A 21,761-nucleotide genomic window follows, 5' to 3' on the forward strand; every position below is an offset into this window, starting at 1 on the left:
GCCCCTCCGCCGACTCCATGTAGATCACCGAGAGCCTGGTCGCGTCGTCCGGGTCTTGCGCGGTGTAGACCAGACCGATCTTATTCCCGTCGTCGTTGAGACTCATTATATCCTGGTTCGAGTAGGTATTGTACTTATACCCACCCGGCGGCGGGATGCAGAACGGGTAGAAGTCGTAGGAATAGACCGTATCAGAGGTGGTATCCACAGCCATCAGCCGCAGGAAGCCATAAGAAGTTGGTGTTGAAGGGGTTGTCCAGTAGGTGGTGCCAGTGTATTCGTAGCAGTATAGGGTGTCGCTGCCTGAAACTACGGTATCCGTAAGCGTGGAGTCATAAGAACAGCTGTCACCCACGAAGGAGAAGCTTCCTCCTCCGTTAACCGTTGCCTGCAGTTGCGTGGTGTCCAGACCATTAAAGCTCGAAGCTTGCCATTGGATCGTTTGGAAGCCTCCACCCGTAAGAATGTTCGATGGACCTCCGCCTGGAACAATTGCTGGCCAAGCCAGAGGTTCAATGTTAAAACCAACGATTCGGAAGTTCTCGTCGGAGATATCGTATGGGTTCTTCCCGCCAGAATACCACGCAACTACTTTAACACGGCATGAGTCTCCGGCTTTTTTGGTCTCCCACTCGAAGGTGGTGTCGTTGCCATATGTAGTCCCAAGTGAATCCCAGTTTCCACCAGGATAGTTGTATGTGGCGTAAATGCAAGACTTGATTGCGTCGTTTTTTTTCAGACTCCATACAACCTTTATAGTGTCTCCTAGCCAGTACCAAGGCGGATTGCCTGGTAGTCGGTGGAACTGTGGAAAATTAACGTGTGGCCAGTTAGATTTTCGTGGCCCATTGGGGTTAATTACCCACACCGAATCCCAGCCGATGTCTTGAAAAGTAAGAACCTTGAAGTTGATGAGGGTATCACCTGAGTAACTAGGGCGAGGGAACTGGGTCCACATGATATAAATCTTCTTGTTGTCGTAATCCGCAACTACATGAGGGTAGCGTTCCAGTTGATAAGCGTTGGTGAGACTTAAGCGTATTCTATCGAACCATGTTTGATTAGTCTTCATGTAGTTGTAGTAGATTTTGCGCCATGAACCGTCGGGACTTGATTGTGACCAGACAATGAAAGGCAAGTTTTCAGCAAGTTGAACGGAGTAAGCCTTATAGTTACCAGCCGGAGAGGTTATCGAGTCACCATTACCCCCAGGGAATACATAATCGGGAGGTGAGGCTTTTTTGTATCGGATCGTATGTGTGGTAGGTTGGTAGTAAGCAGCCCAAACTTGTGAGCCTTGGTTTCCTACGTTTGGATCGCTACATGCACCTTCAGAATTGTGTGGAGTATATCTGTGATGCTTCAAGGGATCATTGAGGTTGATATCAAGTCTCCTGACAAATTTTTCGTAATACGGGTATCCATCCGAAAGACGTTGATTCCCACATCGTGCAGTCGCAACGCCCAGAGCTTTGCCAAGATAGTTTGAGATGCAACAAGAGAGGGGACCCACGCCGAAATTCTCGGTCTGGATGTCTGTGTAAAGTTGCTTTAATGAGGGTAATTCAATTACTGTCATAGTGATTTCTTGCGTGTGCCTTGAAGAGAAATAAATTACACCTACACCTTGCTCAAAATCAAGATCGATGGCGGGAGCATTGGAAATACTGGCTCCTTCTATGCCGGTTGAGAGTGTATCGTAGAACCCCTCACTCCATATACGGATGGTATCCATATCCGGGTATGTCATGTAGGAAACCCATGGGAGGCCGAACGTATCCACTGCTATGGTAGGACAGTACGCGTTATCTGCTATTTTCTGCTTTTGCCAAGTCGTACATGCATTGTCGGAACGTGCATACCACACGGAATGGGTGGAGCCTGACAGGTCGTTGTAGCATACGTGTATCCTGCCAAACCTATCAATAGCAATCTTACGTCCGTTAACAGCGTATGTAGCTGTTGTGTCATCTACGTACAAGTGGTTGTACGCGGTGTCAGGTGTTACCGGATTAAAGTGAAGCAGGATGCTGCCGCCACGGGTAAGAGCAAAAGAGATAGTGTCTAATCGATGCGTTCTATCAATGCTTACCGTATCAATAAGTGTGTCCTGATCATCGCCCAAAGTTCTATAACCGATTACCTCGTACTTGCCTGGCCCAGGGTTCACAGCTAAATAGATTGTTTCTGTTACATTGCTTTTTATTACCGTGTCGCAGTTAGAGTTCACCACCACTAAGTATCTCTCTGAACCGTAAGCCAATTCTCCAAAGTAAATGGTCGTATCATTGCCCCAAACTTTATTCACCACGGCGAAGGGGATGTTTTCGTGGGAGTGTGGATCTATGTTGCGACTGTCATCCCAACCCCCGGCTGCGAGAAGCAGGGTGGCCGTTACGGCCAAGGTGAGCAAACCGAAGATTGTAATCCGTCTCATCGTACACCTCCTTCTGTTGACGGGACAAGGGTGATGGGTGCCTCGTTGGTGGGAGCGACGCGGTAAAGCTTGCCCTCCCCGGGTTCGAAGACCTCGGTAAACGTAAACCTCTCACCGACGCGTTTGAGCTTTCGTGGATTGTCCGCGTTGGCGATGTCAGTAAGGATAAGCGTATCCTCTTCAGGCCAGTGCTCGGCGTCCAGGGCTACCGACACCGTGCGGTTGGTCATGTCCGCGATGCCTTCCCGGTTGACCATCATGAAGTACTCGACGCCGATTGGTTCATAGGGATGGTCAAAGAAGGCAACGTCCATGAACTCCGCACCCCACACGTCATCCACGTAGTAGTGCGGGCAGGGCGACCGCCACTCCGGCGCGGTTGAATTCAGCGAGTACGCATTCACCCAATCAAGCTGCATGAGCTTGGGGGCGATCTTCTTGATTTCAGGGATCAAAGAATTCGCCAGATAGTCGTAGGTGGTATCATCCCGATTAGTATGCCAATAGGTTGAGCCGCCGCCCCCACTATTCAGTTTATGAGTTCCGCTACGAGGTCCACCTTCACCGAAAGGGTATCCCACCTGATCCCTCAAACCGAGATTGTAATAGTGATACTGACTCGCCCCGTAAGAGGGAATAGCGATATCTGAAGGATCGAGATCAACAGTATTTGTGTCTTTATAGTTATATGTCCAAGGATGGAAGAGTAAACCTTTAGCCCCACGCGATAATACCAGATATGCTGCACAGCGAATCTCCGGCGGACAGGGGCGCCGCGCTTTAGCCTTGGTGAGATTGTTTTTGTCTATCTGCCATTCAAGGCACAAGGCAGGTATCCAACGCCGCTTCTGGTCAGGGTATGCCAAGTTAGTTTTTCCGTATCGCTGAAAGTAAATAGCTATGTTGTGGCGGCCTCCCTTTGCCTGCGGTTTGCTCGGATCGCCGTAAAGGAACCAGTCGAAGATAGAATCGCACCCATAGTTCCAGTTTCCATGACACCAACCATGAGAGTAGCCAACAAAAGCATCCAGATCGGGCAGGGCTTCGAAGATATTATAGCCTCCTCTGTGCATTGGAGACGTGGATGACTTCGCTATAATCATCCGGTGTCCATTATTAAATGCAGAGGAGGCTTCTTCAACACCACGGATACCAGCGTGCTTGGCCGAGTCCGATTCCCAATCTGTAATGCTTGCTTTAAAGCCTGTATTGTGTCCTCTAAAGATGCGATCAACTGCCGCCCAACACCCGTGCCAAGGTGGACGGCTAAGGTTCGTGAAATTCCGATATGTTGCTGGATCTTCTGTAATTAGGTTGTACCCCCAGATATACTTGGCGGTGTCTAAGTGATGGGAAAAGTAAGCCGCAAAGCTATCTACCGCTTCATCCGCCATCTTGTGCCATGTTGTATCTCCGTCATAATCGTTCCAGTTGTCGTAAGTGGTTCCGTAAGGATAGTAACCAGTTCCTCCGTCAACACTACAATCGTGGCCGAACTTCGGATCGCCATAAGGGGATGTGGAGTTGGTATCTCCTCCACACTTTCCCCAATAGGGTGGGCGGAAGAACGCGTTCGGAGGGATATCTGTAGTACTTCCCACGTGTTCGGTAGTATCATTATAGTAATCAGTGAAGCGAATGGTGCTGTGGTAAGCTGCCGTGATGAGAAAGATGCTGTCAACCGAGTCGGTAGGATCGAAAGAGGGAACGCAGACTTTGTAGAGGTAGTTATCTTGAGAATTGGGGCCATGGAAACTCATAAGATAATACCGGTACGCATCCTCGCTACCTATGCAGTTAACGCCGAGCTTAAAAATGAGGGAGTCTTCGCCGTTAGGGTGGTCAGCATCTTTTTGCCATTCCCACGGAGTTTCTAAATTACCGTAAGGACAGTTATTTGAAGCCCACCCCGTTGGGTTTATACCTGTAAGCCCAATCGGGAAGAAATCGGGTTGATAGTAGTCTGCCTTGAGCAAGCTTACAACACTAACTAAAGCAATGTAAACAACAAGAAGCTTGCCTTGAAGTCTTAAGGATTTCATCTCATCCTCCTTTCAACGAACCAGCACCACTTTTGCTGTTTTAAGTTGATTGCGATTATCCAACGCCTGAATGAAGTACACCCCAGGCGGTTGATTAATGCCCCACGTCATCGCTCCCTCGTTGGCGTCGCCTCTAATTTGGTCTACCTTGCGGCCGGAAACGTCAAAGACATTGGCTCTGAAACCTTGGGGTAGGCCTTGATAATGAAGGACGATATAACTGCCGATGGAATGGGGCACGTTCCAGCCGTTGTCGGATTCTACAATGGGATTTTCAACCACTCCTAACAGTCCGAGAGAGTCAGTCTTGAGTAAGAAAAGGTCTCCACTGCCGCCTGTTATTATGAATCCGTTGTCTCTGGTTTCTTGTACATAATAATTAGACATGCTGCCATAGTTCCGAGCCCACAGACTGTCGCCGTAATTATCTGTGCTTAGCAACCATGAATTTCCAGCTTTTGAGTTTGAGAAGGCCATTGACTTATACGCATCCCCGGTAAGAACGTACTCATCTTTCTCCTTCTTCTCTATACAACAAGATGCCTGATCAAAACCATAAGTACGACTCCAGAGCGTATCTCCACTAGAATTCACTTTAAGTAAACCCGCATGGTTCCTTATTATTCCTGCGACCAAGTAGTTTGAATCCCTTGTTTGCCTTACGCATTGACCACCCTCTGCATTATAAATAAGAGTCCACTGCGTTTTCCCTTCGGCATCGGTTTTTATCAAGCATAGTGGGTAAGAAGACCCCATTGTATCGCCTACAAAACCTGTTACAATATACCCAGTGTCGCGTGTCTGCTGTACGAAAAATCCTATACTAACGTCCCAACCATTTGGAAGATAAGTCTGCATCCAAACACTATCACCGTTCGGATTGGTTTTGAGCAAGAAAAGCTTAGCGTCGTTCCAATTTCTTCTTCCAGCTAGAATATAACCACCGTCATTAGTTTCCTGTACGCAATAGCCGATGCTTCTTCCGAAATTGCGTGTCCATAATGTATCGCCGTCAGCATTGGTTTTGAGCAACCAAATTTGACTGAAACCGCTCCAATCTACGCCTGTGATAATGTAACCTCCGTCTGAGGTTTGTCTAACAAAATTACCCCTAGCGTCAGTTGAATCAGTCGCTCTGTACGTTTTTGACCATATAACGTTGCCTAGAGTATCTGTTTTAAGTAGCCACAACGCGTAATCATCAGAGTTAAGAGCCTTACGTCCCGTAACTATGTAACCATCTTCTACTTCTTGTACGCATGTACCCCTGTCTACCCCTTCCCCTCCGTAGGTTTTAAACCAAGTTGTGGCTTGCACGCTGCTTTCCGCGAGCAGTGTGACAAGGGTTAAAACTAAGGAAAGCCTTTTCATTTCGTCCTCCTTTCAGTCGGTTAGGACAAGGCTATGTGCCCCACGCGCATACTTCGTCTGCGTACGGGGAGTCCCATAAGCTTCGTTTTGGAATACTTCATAATCTTCCCCTTTAAGGAACTTATAGGTAAAGTATAGTATTTTTATCGCCCTTGTCAAGCCCCGCCGGGAGGATAAAATGCACGTCCATTACAGGGAGCGATGGATCGCCGAAGTCAGCCGCGTCATTAAAGCAGTCTTCAAGATAGACCTCGTGATAGGTTGTTCCGTTTATCTCTACCGTATCAATGGTAATATCCGAGGTGCTGAAGGTATAGTTTTTAGAGAGTGAGCCTAAGATTGCTCCTAAAGGAGCTATGGCGAGCAGCACACTCAACCTTGCAAAGGGCTTCATGTCATCCTCCTCTCTATGGTTATGTTATTTGGAGACTTAACGGTGCCCTTTCCCAGTGAATCGCGACACCTCATTCTCCTCTGTCAAAAATATACTCAAAAAAGCTAGTTTGTCAAGCCCTTGACATCGTTTGCCGCATGGGTTATTATTCCTTTAGAAATCAGATAGTGACGAAGGAGGTCGCAATGGTTAAGAAGTTCTTTGTTATTCCTTTGATTGCATCGGGGATTGTGGGCATCCCATTGTCCACTCACGCAGGCTGGGTACGCACCTACGGAGAAGGCCAGGGATACTCGGTGCAACAAACCACAGGTGGGGGCTACATCGTTGTAGGCAGAGGATACCCCCAAACGGGATTCGGTGATCTGTGGTTAATCAAGACAGACCCTCAAGGCGACATTCTATGGAGCCGAACATACGGGGACACTGCAGAGTTAGTCACCGATGCAGGCTGTTGCGTTCGTCAGACCATAGACGGAGGATACATCATAGTCGGCAATAGGTGGACCTTTGGCGGGTACGAAGAGGCCGACGGACTCTGGCTTATAAAAACGGATTACATCGGCGACACCTTGTGGACCCATCGGTATAAAGGACCTTATAGCCCTTATGCAGGAGTGTGTGGGGAACAAACCACTGACGGCGGGTATATCATTACCGGAGCTGCCGCTGGAGACTACGAGAATTGCACTCTTTTGCTCCTTAAGACGGATTCGATGGGCGATGCCCTCTGGTTACGCAGATACGGGGACTCGCAATTCTACGAGGGCTACTTTGTACAGCAGACCACGGACGGCGGCTACATCGTCACGGGATATAAATATTCTCCATCAACACGGAATGATCTTTGGCTCTTGAAGATGGATGCATCGGGCGATACCTTATGGACTCAAACCTTTGGAGGCCCTTACGGTGATAAGGGTACCTGTGTGCAACAGACCAGTGACGGGGGATACATCGTTGTCGGTTATACGAAAGTCGATCCAGCTATAATCGGCAGAATATGGCTCTTAAAGACCGATGACACGGGGGAGATTTTGTGGGAACGCATTTATGATGTATGGACTGTTTACAATTACAGCTACCATATACAGCAGACCAATGACGGGGGCTATATAATCACCGGTACGGTGAGGCCCACGCCTTTCACCTTAGAGCAGATTATTTTGGTTAAGACCGACCCGCAAGGTAACGAATTATGGACCCGTTTTTACGGAGAAGAAGTAGGGGAAGATTATGGCTACTGTGTTCAGCAGACCACAGACGGGGGATACATCGTTACAGGGCACCTAAAAGGCCGACTTTGCCTGATTAAGACCAACGCTAATGGGGATACGGCGGCGGTCACGGAGGAAGCGGTTGTAGATGCAGCAGCGGATTGGGAGGTAGTTAGCTCCATCGGTCCTCAGATTATCCTGCGCTACGCGGATCACCCACAAGGCTTCCACGCTTCAGTGTTCAATGCCGCAGGTCAAAAAGTAGGAGAGATGCATTCTGCAAGTCCATCCGGCACAATCACCTGGGGAGAGGGTATGTCGCGAGGAGTTTACTTTATCCAAGAGATTAAGAGAGGCAGCGGGGGGAGGGTCTCGCGAGTGATTCTTCTGCATTAGGGGAAATACTGCTCCGACGCTTAAACGAGTTGTGTGAGACTTCCTGGTTTCACCTATCTAGGGGGGTTCCCAGACTAATTAAAGCCTCCCCTCATAGATTATATTAACTGAATGGCGAGCTACCGGAAAAAAGGAAGGGCGCACTCGTTTTTGAATCCGGCGCAAGCACCCTTGAGGGGCACGCTGCATCCGAGACCGCTCGGCACACCGCCCCTAGAACCTGCGCGTCCTGCGGCAGCCCCGCCTCGCGCCTGTAGGTCGGTGCCAAACGAAAGCACGGTGCTGCGGTGTGAAGGCTTGACAGATGAGGAATTGGGCATATAGTTATCCCGTGTTTGAGACGGATGGAGCGGTTTTAGGTCTGATGCTTTCTTTGGGTCAACATTACCTGTTGACAATCCAAGTTAAACAAAAGAAGTGAGATCGACGTGAATAAAGATAAGAAGAAGTGGGATTTTAAATACGACATCATCCCTATTGATGACATTGAAATAAGTGATTTTAATGTCCGACAGACGGACCTGTCAAAAGATATTAATTTGCTCGCAGAAAGTATTGACGACATAGGGTTACTACAACCTATCTTAGTATACCGAGAAGGAAAGAAATACAAGTTGATAATCGGTCAAAGACGCTATAGGGCTTTCAAGGAACTAGGAATAAAAGAAATCCCTGCCCTTATTACTACTGTGGATGATGAGAGAGAGGCGGTTATTAAATCTCTTAGTGAGAACATCCACCGACTCCCTCTGAATTATCGGGATAAAATGCGACTTTCAGGAGCCTTATTAAGCAAACTCGGTACTCCTGAGAGGGTGGCAGAATATCTTGGTGTTACAGAGCAGACGGTACGGAACTACTTGGGGTATGTCGGTGTTCCGGAACCTATTAAGGAGAGGGTAGACGAAGGAAAGTTAAGTGCTACTACGGCTAGGAGAATTGTAAAAAGAATTGCGGATGAAAAAAAGGCCGTTGAAGTTGCGGAAAAGATCGAGGAACTGAAGCGCAGTGAAGACAGGCTGACGGTAATTGAGGTAGCAGAAGAAAACCCTGAAAAAACCATAGAGGAGGTGGTCGATCTCGCAAGAGCACGGAAGCGAGAACGTTATACTATCAATGTAACTCAAAGGATTGCGGAGGGGGTAAAGAGAGCACGTGAGAAATACAGAAGTAGTGCTGAGGAAATAATCGTTGAGGCCTTGGAAGAATGGCTTATAAACAAAGGTTTTATTGAATGAGGAAGATTGACAACGAGACAACAGCTTTGGCTATTGTGTTTGCGAATACACAAAGGAAAAAGAGAAAAGAAGATCTAGTCACAATTGCTAAGGCCTTCAAATACCTTGTTGATCTTTATGGTTCACAGAGAGCGGCAGGAGAACAAGTTGGACTTTCCTCATCCATGGTTGGACAATTCTTAGCTGTGCTAAAACTCCATCCAGAAGTTCAGAACCTAATTGCCGAAAGGGAAATAGATAGTGTTGATATTGCCAAAGAGCTCGCAGTTCTTAAAGACCCTGCAAAACAAATTGCTGCGGCTAAGGCAATTATAAATTCACAATCCAAGGATGTAAGAGATATAAAACGACTGATTAAGAATACAGACATCCCAGCCAAAGATGCAAAAAAACTGATATTGGACGAAAAAGGATTGCACGTCTTCATAATGGATTTCGATGATGAAATTTATCGAGGACTCATAAAAATTGCAACGGATAGAAAAATTGATCCCGCAGATTTAGTCAGGGAGATAGTTATAGATTGGGTAGTACAAAAGGCTAAAGAGGAGGGGCAATAAGCATGAGAAAAGCCCAGGCTAAGATAATATTGGGACGGCTTGTAAATCGAAAACAATATCTTGCCCCGTTTACTGATAAAGCAACCCATTTTGAGAAGCTTATTGCAGAGGCCTTTAGTTGTATCCTTAATCTACCTTTTTATTCGCTTGATGATGATAATACTAAGAGGACATATCGTGTAACTTGGCAGGGCAAATCTAGTTCTATGACTCAAGCACCACCAGGGCCTGACACAATTGCTTATTGTTATAATTTTCACCTTTTAATAGAAGCAACTAGGTTAAAGGGGGCAGGCCAATGGAAACAGGAGTTTTCATCAGCTATTAGGCATTGTGAAGATTTTTGTAAGCAACCTGATGTTCAACACGAAGATGTATTTGTGATTTTGGTGTGTGATTATCCGTTGCACCAGGATATGTATCGATCCGTTCGGTCAGTAAGAAGCGGCCCAGATCGAAAGTACAAACTTATTCCAATGGAAACGGAGACAGTAATTAGGATGCTAGAGACTTCCCTGTTGGCATTTACGATGAAACACCTAGAAGTCAGAAAGCTTCTCCCTAAAATTCTAAATGCTGTGAAGGAGACTTCATCATTACAGGATTTTAAACGCGAAGTAGATGTTCAATTGAATGTGTGGCAAAAAGATGTTCTCAAACATGAAAAGACAGCTTTCACAGGTATAAAGTCATATGAGATCCTTATTACGAGCAAAAGAAAGGAAGTAACTTTGTCCGAGATATTTAATGCTCTTCAAAAACACCCGGCGGTTCAGAAATATTTTGATGTTATAGGGAGCAACTTCTTAAATCCTGATTTGGTTGAAAACAGTTTAGTCCCACAAGGCTTAGCCTCTTGTGTGAGTTATACTATTGATGATGAGCCGCGTTTAATAGCGGCCCCTTTGCCAGATTTCAAGAATAGGTATGATAGATTGGTTAGAGAGTTAAGGAAGATATAATGACGCAAGCCCTCTCCAAAGGAAACGCTACACCCAAAAAGAACCAGTGGTGGACACCGGTAGAGAAGGCCTTTGCAGGGGCTAAAGTCCAAGGACTCAGGGTTCGATGTCCAAAATGCGGCGAATGGGGAACGGTTATAACCAGGTGGGTCAAGGGGCCGACGGTGAAGCCGCTCTACATCCTGCATATCAAGTGGGGTAAAGTTAGGAAGGTGTGTGAACTTGATCAAGAACAAGCTAATGAAGTCCGAACCCAGGTCACACTCAAGAAAAGTGATGTTAAGCATTTATTGGAAACCAGGAAATCCTTTGTTATGTTTAGCGGGGGCAAGGACAGCCTTGCCACATTGTCGTATTTAAAAGACCTTGCTGAGTCTATAGGTAGAGAAGTGACGGCACTTTACATTGACACGACAGCAGGGCTTCCACAAACCATGGAAAACGTCAGAAAAATTTGCAGAAGCTTGAAAGTCAAACTGGAAATAGTCAGACCTGAAATAGACTATTTCACTCTTGTCAAAGAATGGGGTATTCCCAGTTTTGGTAAAAGGTGGTGTTGTAGAGAATTGAAGATCAAGCCCGTTGCGGATTTCTTAGCGAAGATCGAGGAACCTAAAGTAATCTTCGATGGCATAAGGGCTGTGGAGTCATTTATTCGCAGACAGTATATTCCGATTTGGTATCACCCAAGTTTTAAGTGCCTCTCAGTAAGCCCTATTTTTGATTGGTCCGATGAAGAGGTTTACAATCATATAAAAGGCGATGGAATACCCAAGGAATTACTACCTACTTCAATGGGTACATCTACGGAGTGTTGGTGTGGGGCCTATAAAACCGAATCAGACTTCAAGAAATTGTACGACCTAGACAGAAGGATGTTCCACAAGTTGGCGAAGGTGGAAGCAGGAATCAAAACAGGGTACACCTTCTTGTTTAACAAGAAGACCAGGAAAAAGAAACCTCTGAAGGACTTGGAAAGGGAGATACTGAAAGAAAAAAAACAATAACTGTCAATCTAGCAGCCCGCATATCTTTTTCGACCTCGACGAGGAAGTACGAGGGAAGCGTGAAAAAAGCACCCCAGGAAAATACGTAAGAGTGGATGCTCAAACAAAACCCCCGCCTCGCGCCTGTAGGGGGTGTCCTCCTTCAACCCGGCACTACGGGGTAAAGGTTGACAACCTCTTACGCCCGTATATTATCTCTTATGAACCCGGAGGCACCTTGCAGGAGCTGAATCTTAAACCACACCACAAGGCTGTTAAGGACTACTACGCCAATCTTCAGAAGCTTGACCTATTCCGCGAAACCAAGGAAGGCTCAGTATCTCCAGCATTTGGCATACTGTTAAGGAAGTGTGCCAAGCAGTTTGATCTCACCCTGGTTGAGCAGTACCGAATGAAAGCCCGCAATAACTCAGCGTCCATCCAGGTCGACGGTGCTCTGCTTGACGAATACAAGCTGCCTCACGGTTACTGGGAAGCCAAGGATACGAGAGACGATCTTGAGGTAGAAGTCCAGAAGAAGTTCAAGAAAGGATACCCCAAAGACAACATCATCTTCCAGTCACCGGATAGAATCATCCTTTACCAGCACGGACAAGAAGTCTTCGATAAAGATATCTCCGAGACCAACCAAGAAAACCTTATCGCCGCCCTCAAGCTGTTCTTTGCCTACGAGCCGCCCGCTTACGACCAGTGGGAAAGAGCGGTCGAGGAATTCAAGCCGCTCATTCCTCAGCTAGGCGAGGGATTACGAGATAAGATAAGAGACGAGTACAAGCAGAACCCCGACTTCAAGAAGGCGTTTGAAGATTTCTTTGCGCTCTGCAAACAGTCCTTGAATCCTAACCTCTCCAAGCAGGCGGTGGGGGAGATGCTTATCCAGCATCTTATGACCGAGCGGCTGTTCCGCACCGTGTTCAACAACCCTGATTTCGTGCGTCACAACATCATCGCAGCAGAGATCGAGAAGGTCGTGGACACCCTCACCTCTCACTACTTCAGCCGCAAGGATTTCCTGGCCAAGCTTGACCGCTTCTACGGGGCCATCGAAACCACCGCCGCAACCATAGACGACTACTCGCAGAAGCAGTCGTTCCTCAACACCGTGTACGAACAGTTCTTCCAGGGGTTCTCGGTCAAGGTGGCCGACGTCCTCGGCATCATCTACACCCCCCAGCCGATTGTGAATTTCATGGTCAACTCCGTGGAAGATATTCTCAAAAAGGAATTCAACAGTTCCCTTTCGTCTGAGAACGTGCACATCCTTGATCCCTTCGTGGGTACTGGTAGTTTTATTGTGCGCATCATGCGGGAGATGAAGAAGACCGCACTGCCCCACAAGTACGCGCACGAGCTACACTGCAATGATATAATGCTTTTGCCCTACTACATTGCCTCGATGAACATCGAGCACGCGTATTACGAGCTTACCGGGCGCTACGAACCGTTTGAGGGAATCTGCTTCGTGGATACCTTTGAGCTGGCCGAGGAAAAGCAGCGTCCGCTTTTTGTGAAGGCCAACACCGAGCGCGTCCAACGCCAGAAACGCGCCCCCATCTTCGTAATCATCGGCAACCCGCCGTATAACGCAGGACAGGTGAATGAGAACGATAACAATAAGAACCGAAAGTATCCTGTGATGGACAGGAGAGTATCCGAGAAGTATGGTGAAGCTTCAAGGGCTACCTTGATTCGTAGATTGAATGACCCTTACGTCAAAGCAATACTGTGGGCTTCAGAAAGAATAGGCAATGAAGGCATCGTCGCTTTAGTAACTAACAATAGCTTTATTGATGGAGTGACTTTTGACGGGATGAGAAAATCCTTAGCTGAAGACTTTACTTCCCTTTATATTTTAGACTTAGGTGGTGATGTCCGTAAGAACCCAAAGATATCAGGTACAACACACAATGTTTTTGGGATTCAAGTTGGTGTAAGTATCAACTTGTTAGTTAAGAGTAAGTCACGAACCAAAAAGGGGGAAATTTACTATGCACGTCTTGATGAATACTGGCGTAAGGAGCAGAAATATGAATTTCTTGAGAATAAAGGGCACAGAAATAACATTGATTGGCAAAAGATCAACCCCGATAAGAACTATACTTGGCTAACAGAAGGAATTTGTGATGAATTTGAAACTTTTATTCCCCTTTGTTCTAAGGAAGCTAAACAATCTAAGGGTACGCCTTGCGGAACAATATTTCAAGTTTTGGCACCGGGTGTCGTTACAGCAAGAGATCCTATCGTTTACGATTATGATGTTGAGATATTAGCCAATAGGATAGAAGCCTTTTGTGATAACTACAATACAGAAGTCCACAGGTATGTATCTAAGGGGAAACCAGAAGATGTAGACGGTTTTGTTGATTATGAAAAAGTGAAGTGGAGTGCGCATTTAAAAGATGCTCTTAGACGAGGCCAAGAAGCTAAGTTTAATAAGTCTAAAATCAGGAAGGCGTTGTACCGACCCTTTAAACAAATCCTATTGTATTATGATGAAATTCTAAACGATAGACCGGGTTTGTTTAGATGGTTCTTTCTTTCTGAAAAAGAAGAATCGGTAAACCGCTTAATATGTATTAATGGTGCAGGTATTAAAAAACCTTTACATACAATAATGACCAACCATATCCCTGATTTCCAATTAACTTCAAATGGACATTGCTTCCCATTCTACACCTACGACGAGGACGGGAGCAACCGGCGGGAGAACATTACCGATTGGGCGCTGCAGCGGTTCAGGGAGCACTATGGATCCCCTCGCCCTTCGGGCACCCCCCTTAAAGAAGGGGGGCAACCTGAAGCGGTCCCCCTTAATAAGGGGGAACCAAAGGGGGATCAAATTACCAAGTGGGACATATTCCACTACGTGTACGGGCTGCTGCACCATCCCGGATACCGCGAAAAGTACGCCGCAAACCTGAAACGCGAACTGCCCCGCATCCCCTTTGCCCCGGACTTTTGGGCCTTTGCCAGGGCAGGCAAAAAGTTTGCCGATCTGCACGTCAACTACGAAGACCAGCCCGAATACGAGCTTGAGGAAATTGAGAACCCCGATGTGCCCCTAAACCTGAAAGTGGAGAAGATGAAACTTTCCAAGGACAAAACCCAGCTTATCTACAACGACTTCCTCACCTTGGCAGGCATCCCTGAAGAGGTCTACCAATACCGTCTCGGCAACCGCTCGGCCCTGGAGTGGATCGTTGACCAGTACCGGGTTAAGACCGATAAACGTTCAGGCATCGTAAGCGATCCCAATCGCGCCGATGATGAGCAGTACATTATCCGATTGATCAAGAAGGTGATAACCGTGAGCCTGGAGACGGTAAAGGTCGTCAACCAGCTCAAAGGGCTGGAAATATCTGAATAATCCCTTGCCCTAATCATGCCTTAATTTTGCCCTAAAGCGGTGACTTTGGGAGGAAGCATGTTGACACGCTTCTCTCGCGCGCTATACTGTTCTCATGCAAAAGACAACCCGGAGGGACGAGATGAAAACCTTTACCGCGTATGTGGAATGGGATGCTGAGACAAAGCTATACGTGGGGGTATTCCCTGGCATCCCGGGCGCACATACCCAGGGAGCCAGCCTTGACGAGCTTCACAAGAACCTCAAAGAGGTTTTAGAGCTATGCCTTGAGGAATACGGGGAGGCAACCCAAGACCTGCCAAAGTTTGTGGGGCTTCAGCAGATTGAGGTGTCGGTGTGACGCGCCTGCCCATTGTCAACTTCAGGACAATGGAGAAGGTGCTTATCAGCATGGGGTTCAAGCTGGTGAGGCAGAAGGGCAGCCATGTGTTTTACCGCCACCCCGACGGCAGAACAACCACCTTGCCTAACCATCCTGGAAGGGACCTTGCCCGTCCGTTGATTCGAGAGATACTCAGAGAGATCGAACTTACGCCCGACGGATTCAGAGAGCGGCTTGAGAAGGTATAAACTTACTGCACCAAAATTGCACCACTTTTGCACCACTTCCTTGATTTTAGGCGGGTTATATTAGGAAACACTAAAACAAAAGTAAACCTGTGCACCCAAGAGCAAAGACGTACCTATGCCCTAAGCATAGGAAACACGGAGTTTATAGGTTTGCGAGGTCCGTGCTTATTCTATGGGAAAAGTCTTAATCCGGGCATCACCGGATTAATTGGGGGAGGGCGGGATACGTTGACACGTATCTCTCATGCGCTATACTATTCTTATGCAAAAGACACCCTTGCAAATCCCTGGGATTCCTGATATAATAGACTGATGAGCGACACTAATTCCGAACGCTACTTCCCTACATTTGTAACAGGTTGTACCCAGAAAGGGTACGATCGTACCCCAATTGGGTACGCCAATGATTGAAGATTCTTTGACTGGAGTGCTATTCGGAAAGACCCGAAGAGCTATTCTGGCCTTGTTTTATGGACATCCTGATGAATCCTTTTATATACGTCAAGTGATGCGTATCACAGGTGTGGGATTCGGAGTAGTTCAACGAGAACTGGGACGGCTTTTCAAGGCAGGGATTCTTGAACGTAGAACGATAGGGCGGCAAATTCATTACAGCGCCAACAAGGACTGCCCTATCTTTGAGGAACTTAAGAATCTGGTAATGAAAACCTTTGGTCTGGCAGACGTGCTTAAGGCGGCTTTAATCCCGTTGGCCGCTCGGATTAGTGCGGCTTTTATCTACGGCTCCTTTGCTCAGGGACGCCAGAACAGCTCAAGCGACGTTGACGTAATTGTGATAGGCGAGGTAGGCTTCTCAGAGGTTGTAGAAGCTCTTACACCCGCCCAGGAGAAGCTTCGCCGGGAGATTAACCCCACCGTCTATCCGCCCGATGAGTTCCGCTCTAAGGTTGCCGCTAAGCACCATTTTCTGTCAAGCGTTCTTAAGGGCGAAAAGATATTCCTGGTAGGAAGTGCACGTGAGCTTGCAGGACTGGGTTAAAAACGGCTGGTTGAAGGAACACACCAGCAGTCGGCAAGAAATTAGCGACTTACTAGGTCTTGTCGCTCGTGACCTTAAGGCTTGTCAGACTGAGAAGTTGCCCCTCGACTGGCGTTTTACTATAGCCTACAACGCTGCGCTTCAAGCAGCTACAGCGGCGCTTCGGGCAGTTGGTTTCCGGACTACCCATAGTTCTCACCACTATTATACCATAGAATCTTTATCTCTAACGCTCGCGCTGGACTCCAAGTTTGTCCGCAGGCTTCATGCTTTCAGCAAGAAACGAAGCATTAGCAGCTACGATGCGATGGGAACGATTTCGGATCGAGAATTTGAAGAAATGGTGGGTATGGCTGAGGATTTACGTCAAAGGGTTGAGGAATGGCTGAAAGCCAATCACCCGGAATTGTGGGAAGATTAACATACCCCTAAACAAACCAGAGGAAGAGACACTATCCCTTGCCCTAATCATGCCCTCGTGTCAGAATGCCGAAATCGTGCTTTGTTATCTTGCGGGTTGCCTGGACAAACCACGCCCAAGGCTTGTTCAGGTCTTTATCTGCAAAAGCATCCAATTGACTTCTCAAAACGGCGTCAATAACAACCGGTCTATCTAAGTAAAGGACTGGCTGATCCAGTTTGAAGACCCAAGGATACTTTTCCGGCTGCTCAATTTTGGGATGACTCCTCTTCGTAGGATAGGAAATTACCTTAGCGTGAGCAGCTACCCCTTCTCCCTGCGCATAGAAGCATATCCAGTCACCTGGTTTCAAATGCTTCCGGCCGGGAGTCTTTTCACCAAAAGCATGGATCTTTTCTTCTCCAACGAGGCTTTTGATGCACTCTTTGGCTGTGAGATCTTCCTCGCTTCGTACCGGAGTAAGCCAGTAAGCGGCTTCTTCTTTGGCAGCAGGCCGGGCAGGCACTTCTTCGGCGGATGGCTCTAGTGAGGGGGGTTCCTTCTCCCCTGCTTCTCCCACTTTTTCTTGAGCTACTAAACGTCCCATGAGGTCAACTACGGGGTCAATTGTTGGGCCAGATGGACGCAACACAGCCAGGATGTCCTCATGGTTTACCTCATACTCATCCATCAATTCGGCGAGGGACAGAAGAGAATTCGCAGAGATAATGCGAAGTCGATTAGTCCTCTCCCCAACTATAATAGCGTTCTCCAGTTGCTTGATTTCTGGATCAGGACGTCCCACAACGTAAAGCCCTAGCGCATCATCCTCACGGAGTATCTCTCTTTGAGAAATCAACTTCTCCACGTAGTCCAGAAGAACGTCAACCTTTATTGGATAAACCTCGGTAGTCTTGACTTCCACTACGATATGGAACTCGGTCGGCGACTTCCAATGTCCGTCAAATCCTATCTCCCCTGGCACACCTTGGTAACGTCCAAAGATCACCTTCTCAAATCCCAAGAAATGACCAACGTAATTAACCAAATCCTGCAAAGCACGATTATATTGAGGTCCTGAGATTCGCAGGCATTCGTCAACATAGTCTCGTATCTGGCCAACCTTCCTAACGTTTTCTCTCAGGTATCTACGAAATCGCTCCCGGGGAGTTTCATCCCCTGGCGAATCGTCTAACTTACCGACAAGGTTTAGAATCTGGGTTAAGGTTATGCTCATACTTTTGCCTCCTCTAGCTACAACGGCATATATATTTGACTCTACTTAATATCCTAAGAATGTCAAGAGGGGGCAGTATGGTGCACCAAAATTGCACCACTTTTGTACCAAGAACCTTGCCCTAATCATGCCCTAATTTTGCCCTAAAGCGGTGACTTTGGGAGGAAGCATGTTGACACGCTTCTCTCATGCGCTATACTAATTTTATGCAAAAGACACCCCGGAGGGACGAGATGAAAACCTTTACCGCCTATGTGGAATGGGACGCTGAGACAAAGCTTTACGTGGGGGTATTCCCTGGCATCCCGGGCGCACATACCCAGGGAGCCAGCCTTGACGAGCTTCACAAGAACCTCAAAGAGGTTTTAGAGCTATGCCTTGAGGAATACGGGGAGGCCACCCAAGACCTGCCAAAGTTTGTGGGGCTTCAGCAGATTGAGGTGTCGGTGTGACGCGCCTGCCCATTGTCAACTTCAGGACAATGGAGAAGGTGCTTATGGGTATGGGCTTCGAGCAGGTGAGGCAGAAGGGCAGCCATGTGTTTTACCGCCACCCCGACGGCAGAACAACCACCTTGCCTAACCATCCTGGAAGGGACATTGCCCGCCCGTTGATTCGAGAGATACTCAGAGAGATTGAACTGACGCCCGACGGATTCCGAGAGCGGCTTGAGAAGGTATAGACTTACTGCACCAAAATTGCACCACTTTTGCACCAATTCCTTGATTTTAGGCAGGTTAGAGATACCACGAATGCCATAAAAGCCAAAACCCCTACTTTGGAGCAAAGACGTACCTATGCCCTAAGTGCTAGAAAACACGGCGCTTATCAGGTAGTGGGATTCTCGCTAAGTTTTCAGGAAAAGACCTAAATCTGCGGATTCCTTTTAGAAATCCGATGCTCTTTCTATCTGAGCTACAGGCGCAAACTGAAACCATCGGCGGTAAACCGTCCGATGCTCTGTCCGGCTGAGCTGCAGGCGTGTTATCAATACGCAACTTACGAGATTGCCCGTCAAGGCCTTGCTGGAGACTGTCCAGGAGATAGCTGCCAGGGGTGAATTTACTGCTTCTCCAACTTCTTTTTAACAAGGGCAATGTTGCGGTCACAATCTGCAACTTTGTGCTTTGCCCCAATCTTTAAGAAAATCTCACGGGCCCGCTGGAAATATGAAAGGGCCTCTTTGAACTGCCCCTGATCGCCGTAGACAATACCGATGTTGTTCAGATCGTTAGCCTTACCTTCAAGCCCGCCAACCTTCTTATGGATCTCCAGCGCCTTCTTATGATACTCAAGCGCCTTCTGAGGCTTCCCTAAATGAAGGTAGACAAGGCCGATGTTGCCGAGGACACTAGCCTGAACTTCTGGATTGCCGATTTGTTCCGCGAGTTTTAAGGAACGCTCATAGAACTCCAGCGCCTTGCGCGGCTCGCCTAAGGTATCGTAGACAAGGCCGATGTTGCCGAGCTCTGCGGCCTGACCTTCGAGGCTGCCGATCTTTTCCGCTATCTTTAACGAACGTTCGTAGAATTCAAGCGCCTTCTGCGGCTCGCCCAGGGTCTGATAGACAAGGCCGATGTTGCCGAGGTCTTGAGCCTGGCCTTCAAGATAGCCTATCTTCTCATCTATCTCCAGTGCCCTCTGGTGATACCCCAGCGCCTTCTGCGGCTCCCCTAAGGTGCGGTAAACATTACCGATGTTGCCGAGTTGGATGGCTTGGCCTTCTAGTCTTCTTATTTGCTCATTGATCTTCAAGGCCAGCTGGTGATACTCCAGCGCCTTGCGAGGCTCGCCCAAGTCATAGTAGACAAGGCCGATGTTACCGAGTTGGTTGGCCTGACCTTCAAGTCTCCCAATCTGCTTATTGATCTCCAAAGCCTTCTGGTGAAACTCTAGCGCCTTATGAGGCTCGCCTAAGGTTTTATAGACAAGGCCGATGTTGCCGAGGGCGGCGGCCTGGCCTTCGAGATTGCCAATCTTTTCGTCTATCTTCATCGCCTTTCCGTGATACTCAAGCGCCTTCTCTGGCTCCCCTAAACCTTGATAGACAAGGCCGATGTTGCCGAGGGCGAAGGATAAAGCCTCTTTGATATCCGCCTGTTCTGCAATCTTGATCATCTGAAGGAAGGTCTGTTCAGCGTAACGTGTGACCCCGCTCCTTCTCTGGCTCAACCCAATCAGGTTTAGGAGCGCGCAGCGCTCGCTGTCATCGGAGGCCAAGTCATAGCATTCCCTGAACTTAGCGATAGCATCGGCATGACGATACTCGAGCTTTGCGCGGAAGGCTTCGAGTAGAAGACCTACTTTCCTCGGCTTTGTGACTTCGGGTAGACCGTCGAGGTAGACAGGTGTACCTTTCGCTTTTTCTTCCTGAATGACTTCTCTAATTACTTCTTTAAGCTCTTTCCGATCCTTTTTCTTACGGAGGATACTCCAGATCAGCCAAAGAAACGAGAGGATACCGGTGACCGCTGCAATGATACCTATAATTACCCAGAAGGAACCCACAATAAATCATACCGCTTACGGTCGCTTTGTCAAGGATTTACCCCACGCGGCTGCTCCGCATCCACGCGGGGACCCCGAACACACGCTCCTTTTGCCTGCGGGCAAAAGATCGCAGAGAATCGGTCATTGCGAGATTTTGCGAAAGCAAAATCGTGGCAATCTCATGGCACTCACCTCAGGAGCAAAAGGAGGAAAGGATTAAAAATCCCTCGATGAGATTGCTCCCTGCGTTCGCCCTTCGGAGCTTCGTCGCTGCGCTCCTCGCAATGACCCGCTCTACTACTCCCCTCCCTTGACGGTGAGGGCTACCCTCCAGAGGAGGCTTAAAAAGGGAGGGTAAAACACATAATCACCCCCGCCTTTATCCTCCCCCATCAAGGGGGAGGTAATTTGCGATCAACAAAGTCGCAGCAAAAATACCCCTCCATTGACGGGAGGGGGTAGGGGGAGGGGGATTAAAACACCCCAAACGACTGCTTCACATCCGTTCGGGGACCCCGAAATAGCGGTAGGGCACGGCATGCCGTGCCCCTACAATCTACAATCTTTGCAACAAAAGATCACAGAGAATCGGTCATTGCGAGATTTTGTCCGACAAAATCGAAGCAATCTCATAGCACAGACCTGGAATCTTCAAGTACCTTCTTCACAGATTCAACCTTCTGCCTTGAGATTGCTTCGTTTCCTTCGGAAACTCGCAATGACACGGGGAATTCCCTTTACCGTCAATTTGAAATTCCTACATTCAACGTTGAAGTGCAACACATAGGTTAGCGACTTCGAGGGGTGTTTTGAAACCCAGGCAGTCGCTCCGCATGCGTCGCCCTTCGGTCCTGGGCCTGTCGTTTAGCCTTGATTCTATCAATCTGATCTCCTCGTTACTGATTGTAGCGAAGTTAGTCTTCTTTGGCAAGTATTGTCTGAGGAGTCCGTTGGTGTGCTCATTGGTTCCTCTCTGCCACGAAGAGTAAGGTTCGCAGAAGAAGCACTTTATGTCAGTGGCCTTAGAGATGACTTCATGCTCAGCATTCTCCGGGCCATTGTCGAAGGTGATA

Annotated in this window: 19 protein-coding genes; 12 read left to right on the forward strand and 7 right to left on the reverse strand. The window is 47.9% G+C overall.

Annotated features, from left to right (window positions below):
* From CEE36_10665 to CEE36_10680, 4 genes are all read right to left on the reverse strand, one after another.
* Positions 1-2,437, reverse strand: a 2,437-nt coding sequence (locus CEE36_10665) for a hypothetical protein (protein ID TKJ38459.1), incomplete at its 3' end; no start/stop codon positions are given.
* Positions 2,434-4,479, reverse strand: a complete 2,046-nt coding sequence (locus CEE36_10670) for a hypothetical protein (GenBank protein ID TKJ38460.1) — start codon at positions 4,477-4,479, stop codon at positions 2,434-2,436. The genes CEE36_10670 and CEE36_10665, both read right to left, overlap by 4 nt.
* 12 nt (positions 4,480-4,491) lie before the next feature.
* Positions 4,492-5,850, reverse strand: coding sequence for a hypothetical protein (locus tag CEE36_10675; protein TKJ38461.1), 1,359 nt, complete (start codon positions 5,848-5,850; stop codon positions 4,492-4,494).
* Between the two features lie 121 nt (positions 5,851-5,971).
* Positions 5,972-6,244, reverse strand: a complete 273-nt coding sequence (locus CEE36_10680) for a hypothetical protein (GenBank protein TKJ38462.1) — start codon at positions 6,242-6,244, stop codon at positions 5,972-5,974.
* A gap of 185 nt (positions 6,245-6,429) precedes the next feature.
* On the opposite strand from CEE36_10680, the gene CEE36_10685 reads away from it, so the two are divergent.
* The 10 genes from CEE36_10685 (at position 6,430) to CEE36_10730 (ending at position 16,982) form a co-directional block, all read left to right on the forward strand.
* Positions 6,430-7,857, forward strand: coding sequence for a hypothetical protein (locus CEE36_10685; GenBank protein ID TKJ38463.1), 1,428 nt, complete (start codon positions 6,430-6,432; stop codon positions 7,855-7,857).
* Positions 7,858-8,279: 422 nt separating this feature from the next.
* Complete coding sequence (locus CEE36_10690; GenBank protein TKJ38464.1) at positions 8,280-9,095, forward strand: hypothetical protein; 816 nt, start codon at positions 8,280-8,282, stop codon at positions 9,093-9,095.
* Complete coding sequence (locus CEE36_10695; protein ID TKJ38465.1) at positions 9,092-9,655, forward strand: hypothetical protein; 564 nt, start codon at positions 9,092-9,094, stop codon at positions 9,653-9,655. Before CEE36_10690 ends, CEE36_10695 begins: the two co-directional genes overlap by 4 nt.
* A 2-nt stretch (positions 9,656-9,657) precedes the next feature.
* The gene (locus CEE36_10700; protein ID TKJ38466.1) at positions 9,658-10,617 is read left to right on the forward strand and encodes a hypothetical protein; all 960 of its coding nucleotides are present in this window, start codon (positions 9,658-9,660) and stop codon (positions 10,615-10,617) included.
* Positions 10,617-11,624 (forward strand): hypothetical protein, encoded by a 1,008-nt coding sequence (locus CEE36_10705; protein ID TKJ38467.1) that lies wholly within the window; start codon positions 10,617-10,619, stop codon positions 11,622-11,624. The genes CEE36_10700 and CEE36_10705 overlap by 1 nt, the downstream gene beginning before the upstream one ends.
* 217 nt (positions 11,625-11,841) lie before the next feature.
* Positions 11,842-14,991: a DNA helicase gene (locus CEE36_10710; GenBank protein TKJ38468.1), complete on the forward strand. Its 3,150-nt coding sequence runs from the start codon at positions 11,842-11,844 to the stop codon at positions 14,989-14,991.
* A 121-nt stretch (positions 14,992-15,112) separates the two neighbouring features.
* Positions 15,113-15,331 (forward strand): hypothetical protein, encoded by a 219-nt coding sequence (locus tag CEE36_10715; GenBank protein ID TKJ38469.1) that lies wholly within the window; start codon positions 15,113-15,115, stop codon positions 15,329-15,331.
* Positions 15,332-15,360: 29 nt separating this feature from the next.
* Complete coding sequence (locus CEE36_10720; GenBank protein ID TKJ38476.1) at positions 15,361-15,561, forward strand: hypothetical protein; 201 nt, start codon at positions 15,361-15,363, stop codon at positions 15,559-15,561.
* A 403-nt stretch (positions 15,562-15,964) separates the two neighbouring features.
* On the forward strand, positions 15,965-16,561 hold the full coding sequence (locus CEE36_10725) for an ArsR family transcriptional regulator (protein TKJ38470.1): 597 nt from the start codon (positions 15,965-15,967) through the stop codon (positions 16,559-16,561).
* On the forward strand, positions 16,539-16,982 hold the full coding sequence (locus tag CEE36_10730; GenBank protein TKJ38471.1) for a hypothetical protein: 444 nt from the start codon (positions 16,539-16,541) through the stop codon (positions 16,980-16,982). Before CEE36_10725 ends, CEE36_10730 begins: the two co-directional genes overlap by 23 nt.
* 43 nt (positions 16,983-17,025) lie before the next feature.
* Here CEE36_10730 and CEE36_10735 read toward each other — a convergent pair whose 3' ends face one another.
* Entirely contained in the window at positions 17,026-18,198 is a 1,173-nt protein-coding gene (locus CEE36_10735; GenBank protein ID TKJ38472.1) for a hypothetical protein, read from the reverse strand.
* A 233-nt stretch (positions 18,199-18,431) separates the two neighbouring features.
* Here CEE36_10735 and CEE36_10740 point away from each other — a divergent pair, with 233 nt between their 5' ends.
* Positions 18,432-18,650, forward strand: a complete 219-nt coding sequence (locus CEE36_10740; GenBank protein TKJ38473.1) for a hypothetical protein — start codon at positions 18,432-18,434, stop codon at positions 18,648-18,650.
* Between the two features lie 29 nt (positions 18,651-18,679).
* Positions 18,680-18,880, forward strand: a complete 201-nt coding sequence (locus CEE36_10745) for a hypothetical protein (protein TKJ38477.1) — start codon at positions 18,680-18,682, stop codon at positions 18,878-18,880.
* Positions 18,881-19,260: 380 nt separating this feature from the next.
* Here the strand turns inward: CEE36_10745 and CEE36_10750 are convergent, their stop codons facing one another.
* Positions 19,261-20,706, reverse strand: a complete 1,446-nt coding sequence (locus tag CEE36_10750; protein TKJ38474.1) for a hypothetical protein — start codon at positions 20,704-20,706, stop codon at positions 19,261-19,263.
* A 745-nt stretch (positions 20,707-21,451) separates the two neighbouring features.
* On the reverse strand, positions 21,452-21,761 hold a 310-nt coding region (locus tag CEE36_10755; protein ID TKJ38475.1), incomplete at its 5' end, for an IS30 family transposase.

It is taken from the genome of candidate division TA06 bacterium B3_TA06 (assembly GCA_005223075.1).
Lineage (GTDB): Bacteria > Hydrothermota > Tepidihabitantia > B3-TA06 > B3-TA06 > B3-TA06.

Bases quoted from the DNA above. Each gene is read 5' to 3' on its own strand.
- CEE36_10670 (TKJ38460.1), bottom strand. From the start codon at position 4,479: ATGAAATCCTTAAGACTTCAAGGCAAGCTTCTTGTTGTTTACATTGCT.
- CEE36_10675 (TKJ38461.1), bottom strand. From the start codon at position 5,850: ATGAAAAGGCTTTCCTTAGTTTTAACCCTTGTCACACTGCTCGCGGAA.
- CEE36_10680 (TKJ38462.1), bottom strand. From the start codon at position 6,244: ATGAAGCCCTTTGCAAGGTTGAGTGTGCTGCTCGCCATAGCTCCTTTA.
- CEE36_10685 (TKJ38463.1), top strand. From the start codon at position 6,430: ATGGTTAAGAAGTTCTTTGTTATTCCTTTGATTGCATCGGGGATTGTG.
- CEE36_10695 (TKJ38465.1), top strand. From the start codon at position 9,092: ATGAGGAAGATTGACAACGAGACAACAGCTTTGGCTATTGTGTTTGCG.
- CEE36_10700 (TKJ38466.1), top strand. From the start codon at position 9,658: ATGAGAAAAGCCCAGGCTAAGATAATATTGGGACGGCTTGTAAATCGA.
- CEE36_10705 (TKJ38467.1), top strand. From the start codon at position 10,617: ATGACGCAAGCCCTCTCCAAAGGAAACGCTACACCCAAAAAGAACCAG.
- CEE36_10715 (TKJ38469.1), top strand. From the start codon at position 15,113: ATGAAAACCTTTACCGCGTATGTGGAATGGGATGCTGAGACAAAGCTA.
- CEE36_10720 (TKJ38476.1), top strand. From the start codon at position 15,361: ATGGAGAAGGTGCTTATCAGCATGGGGTTCAAGCTGGTGAGGCAGAAG.
- CEE36_10725 (TKJ38470.1), top strand. From the start codon at position 15,965: ATGATTGAAGATTCTTTGACTGGAGTGCTATTCGGAAAGACCCGAAGA.
- CEE36_10735 (TKJ38472.1), bottom strand. From the start codon at position 18,198: ATGAGCATAACCTTAACCCAGATTCTAAACCTTGTCGGTAAGTTAGAC.
- CEE36_10740 (TKJ38473.1), top strand. From the start codon at position 18,432: ATGAAAACCTTTACCGCCTATGTGGAATGGGACGCTGAGACAAAGCTT.
- CEE36_10745 (TKJ38477.1), top strand. From the start codon at position 18,680: ATGGAGAAGGTGCTTATGGGTATGGGCTTCGAGCAGGTGAGGCAGAAG.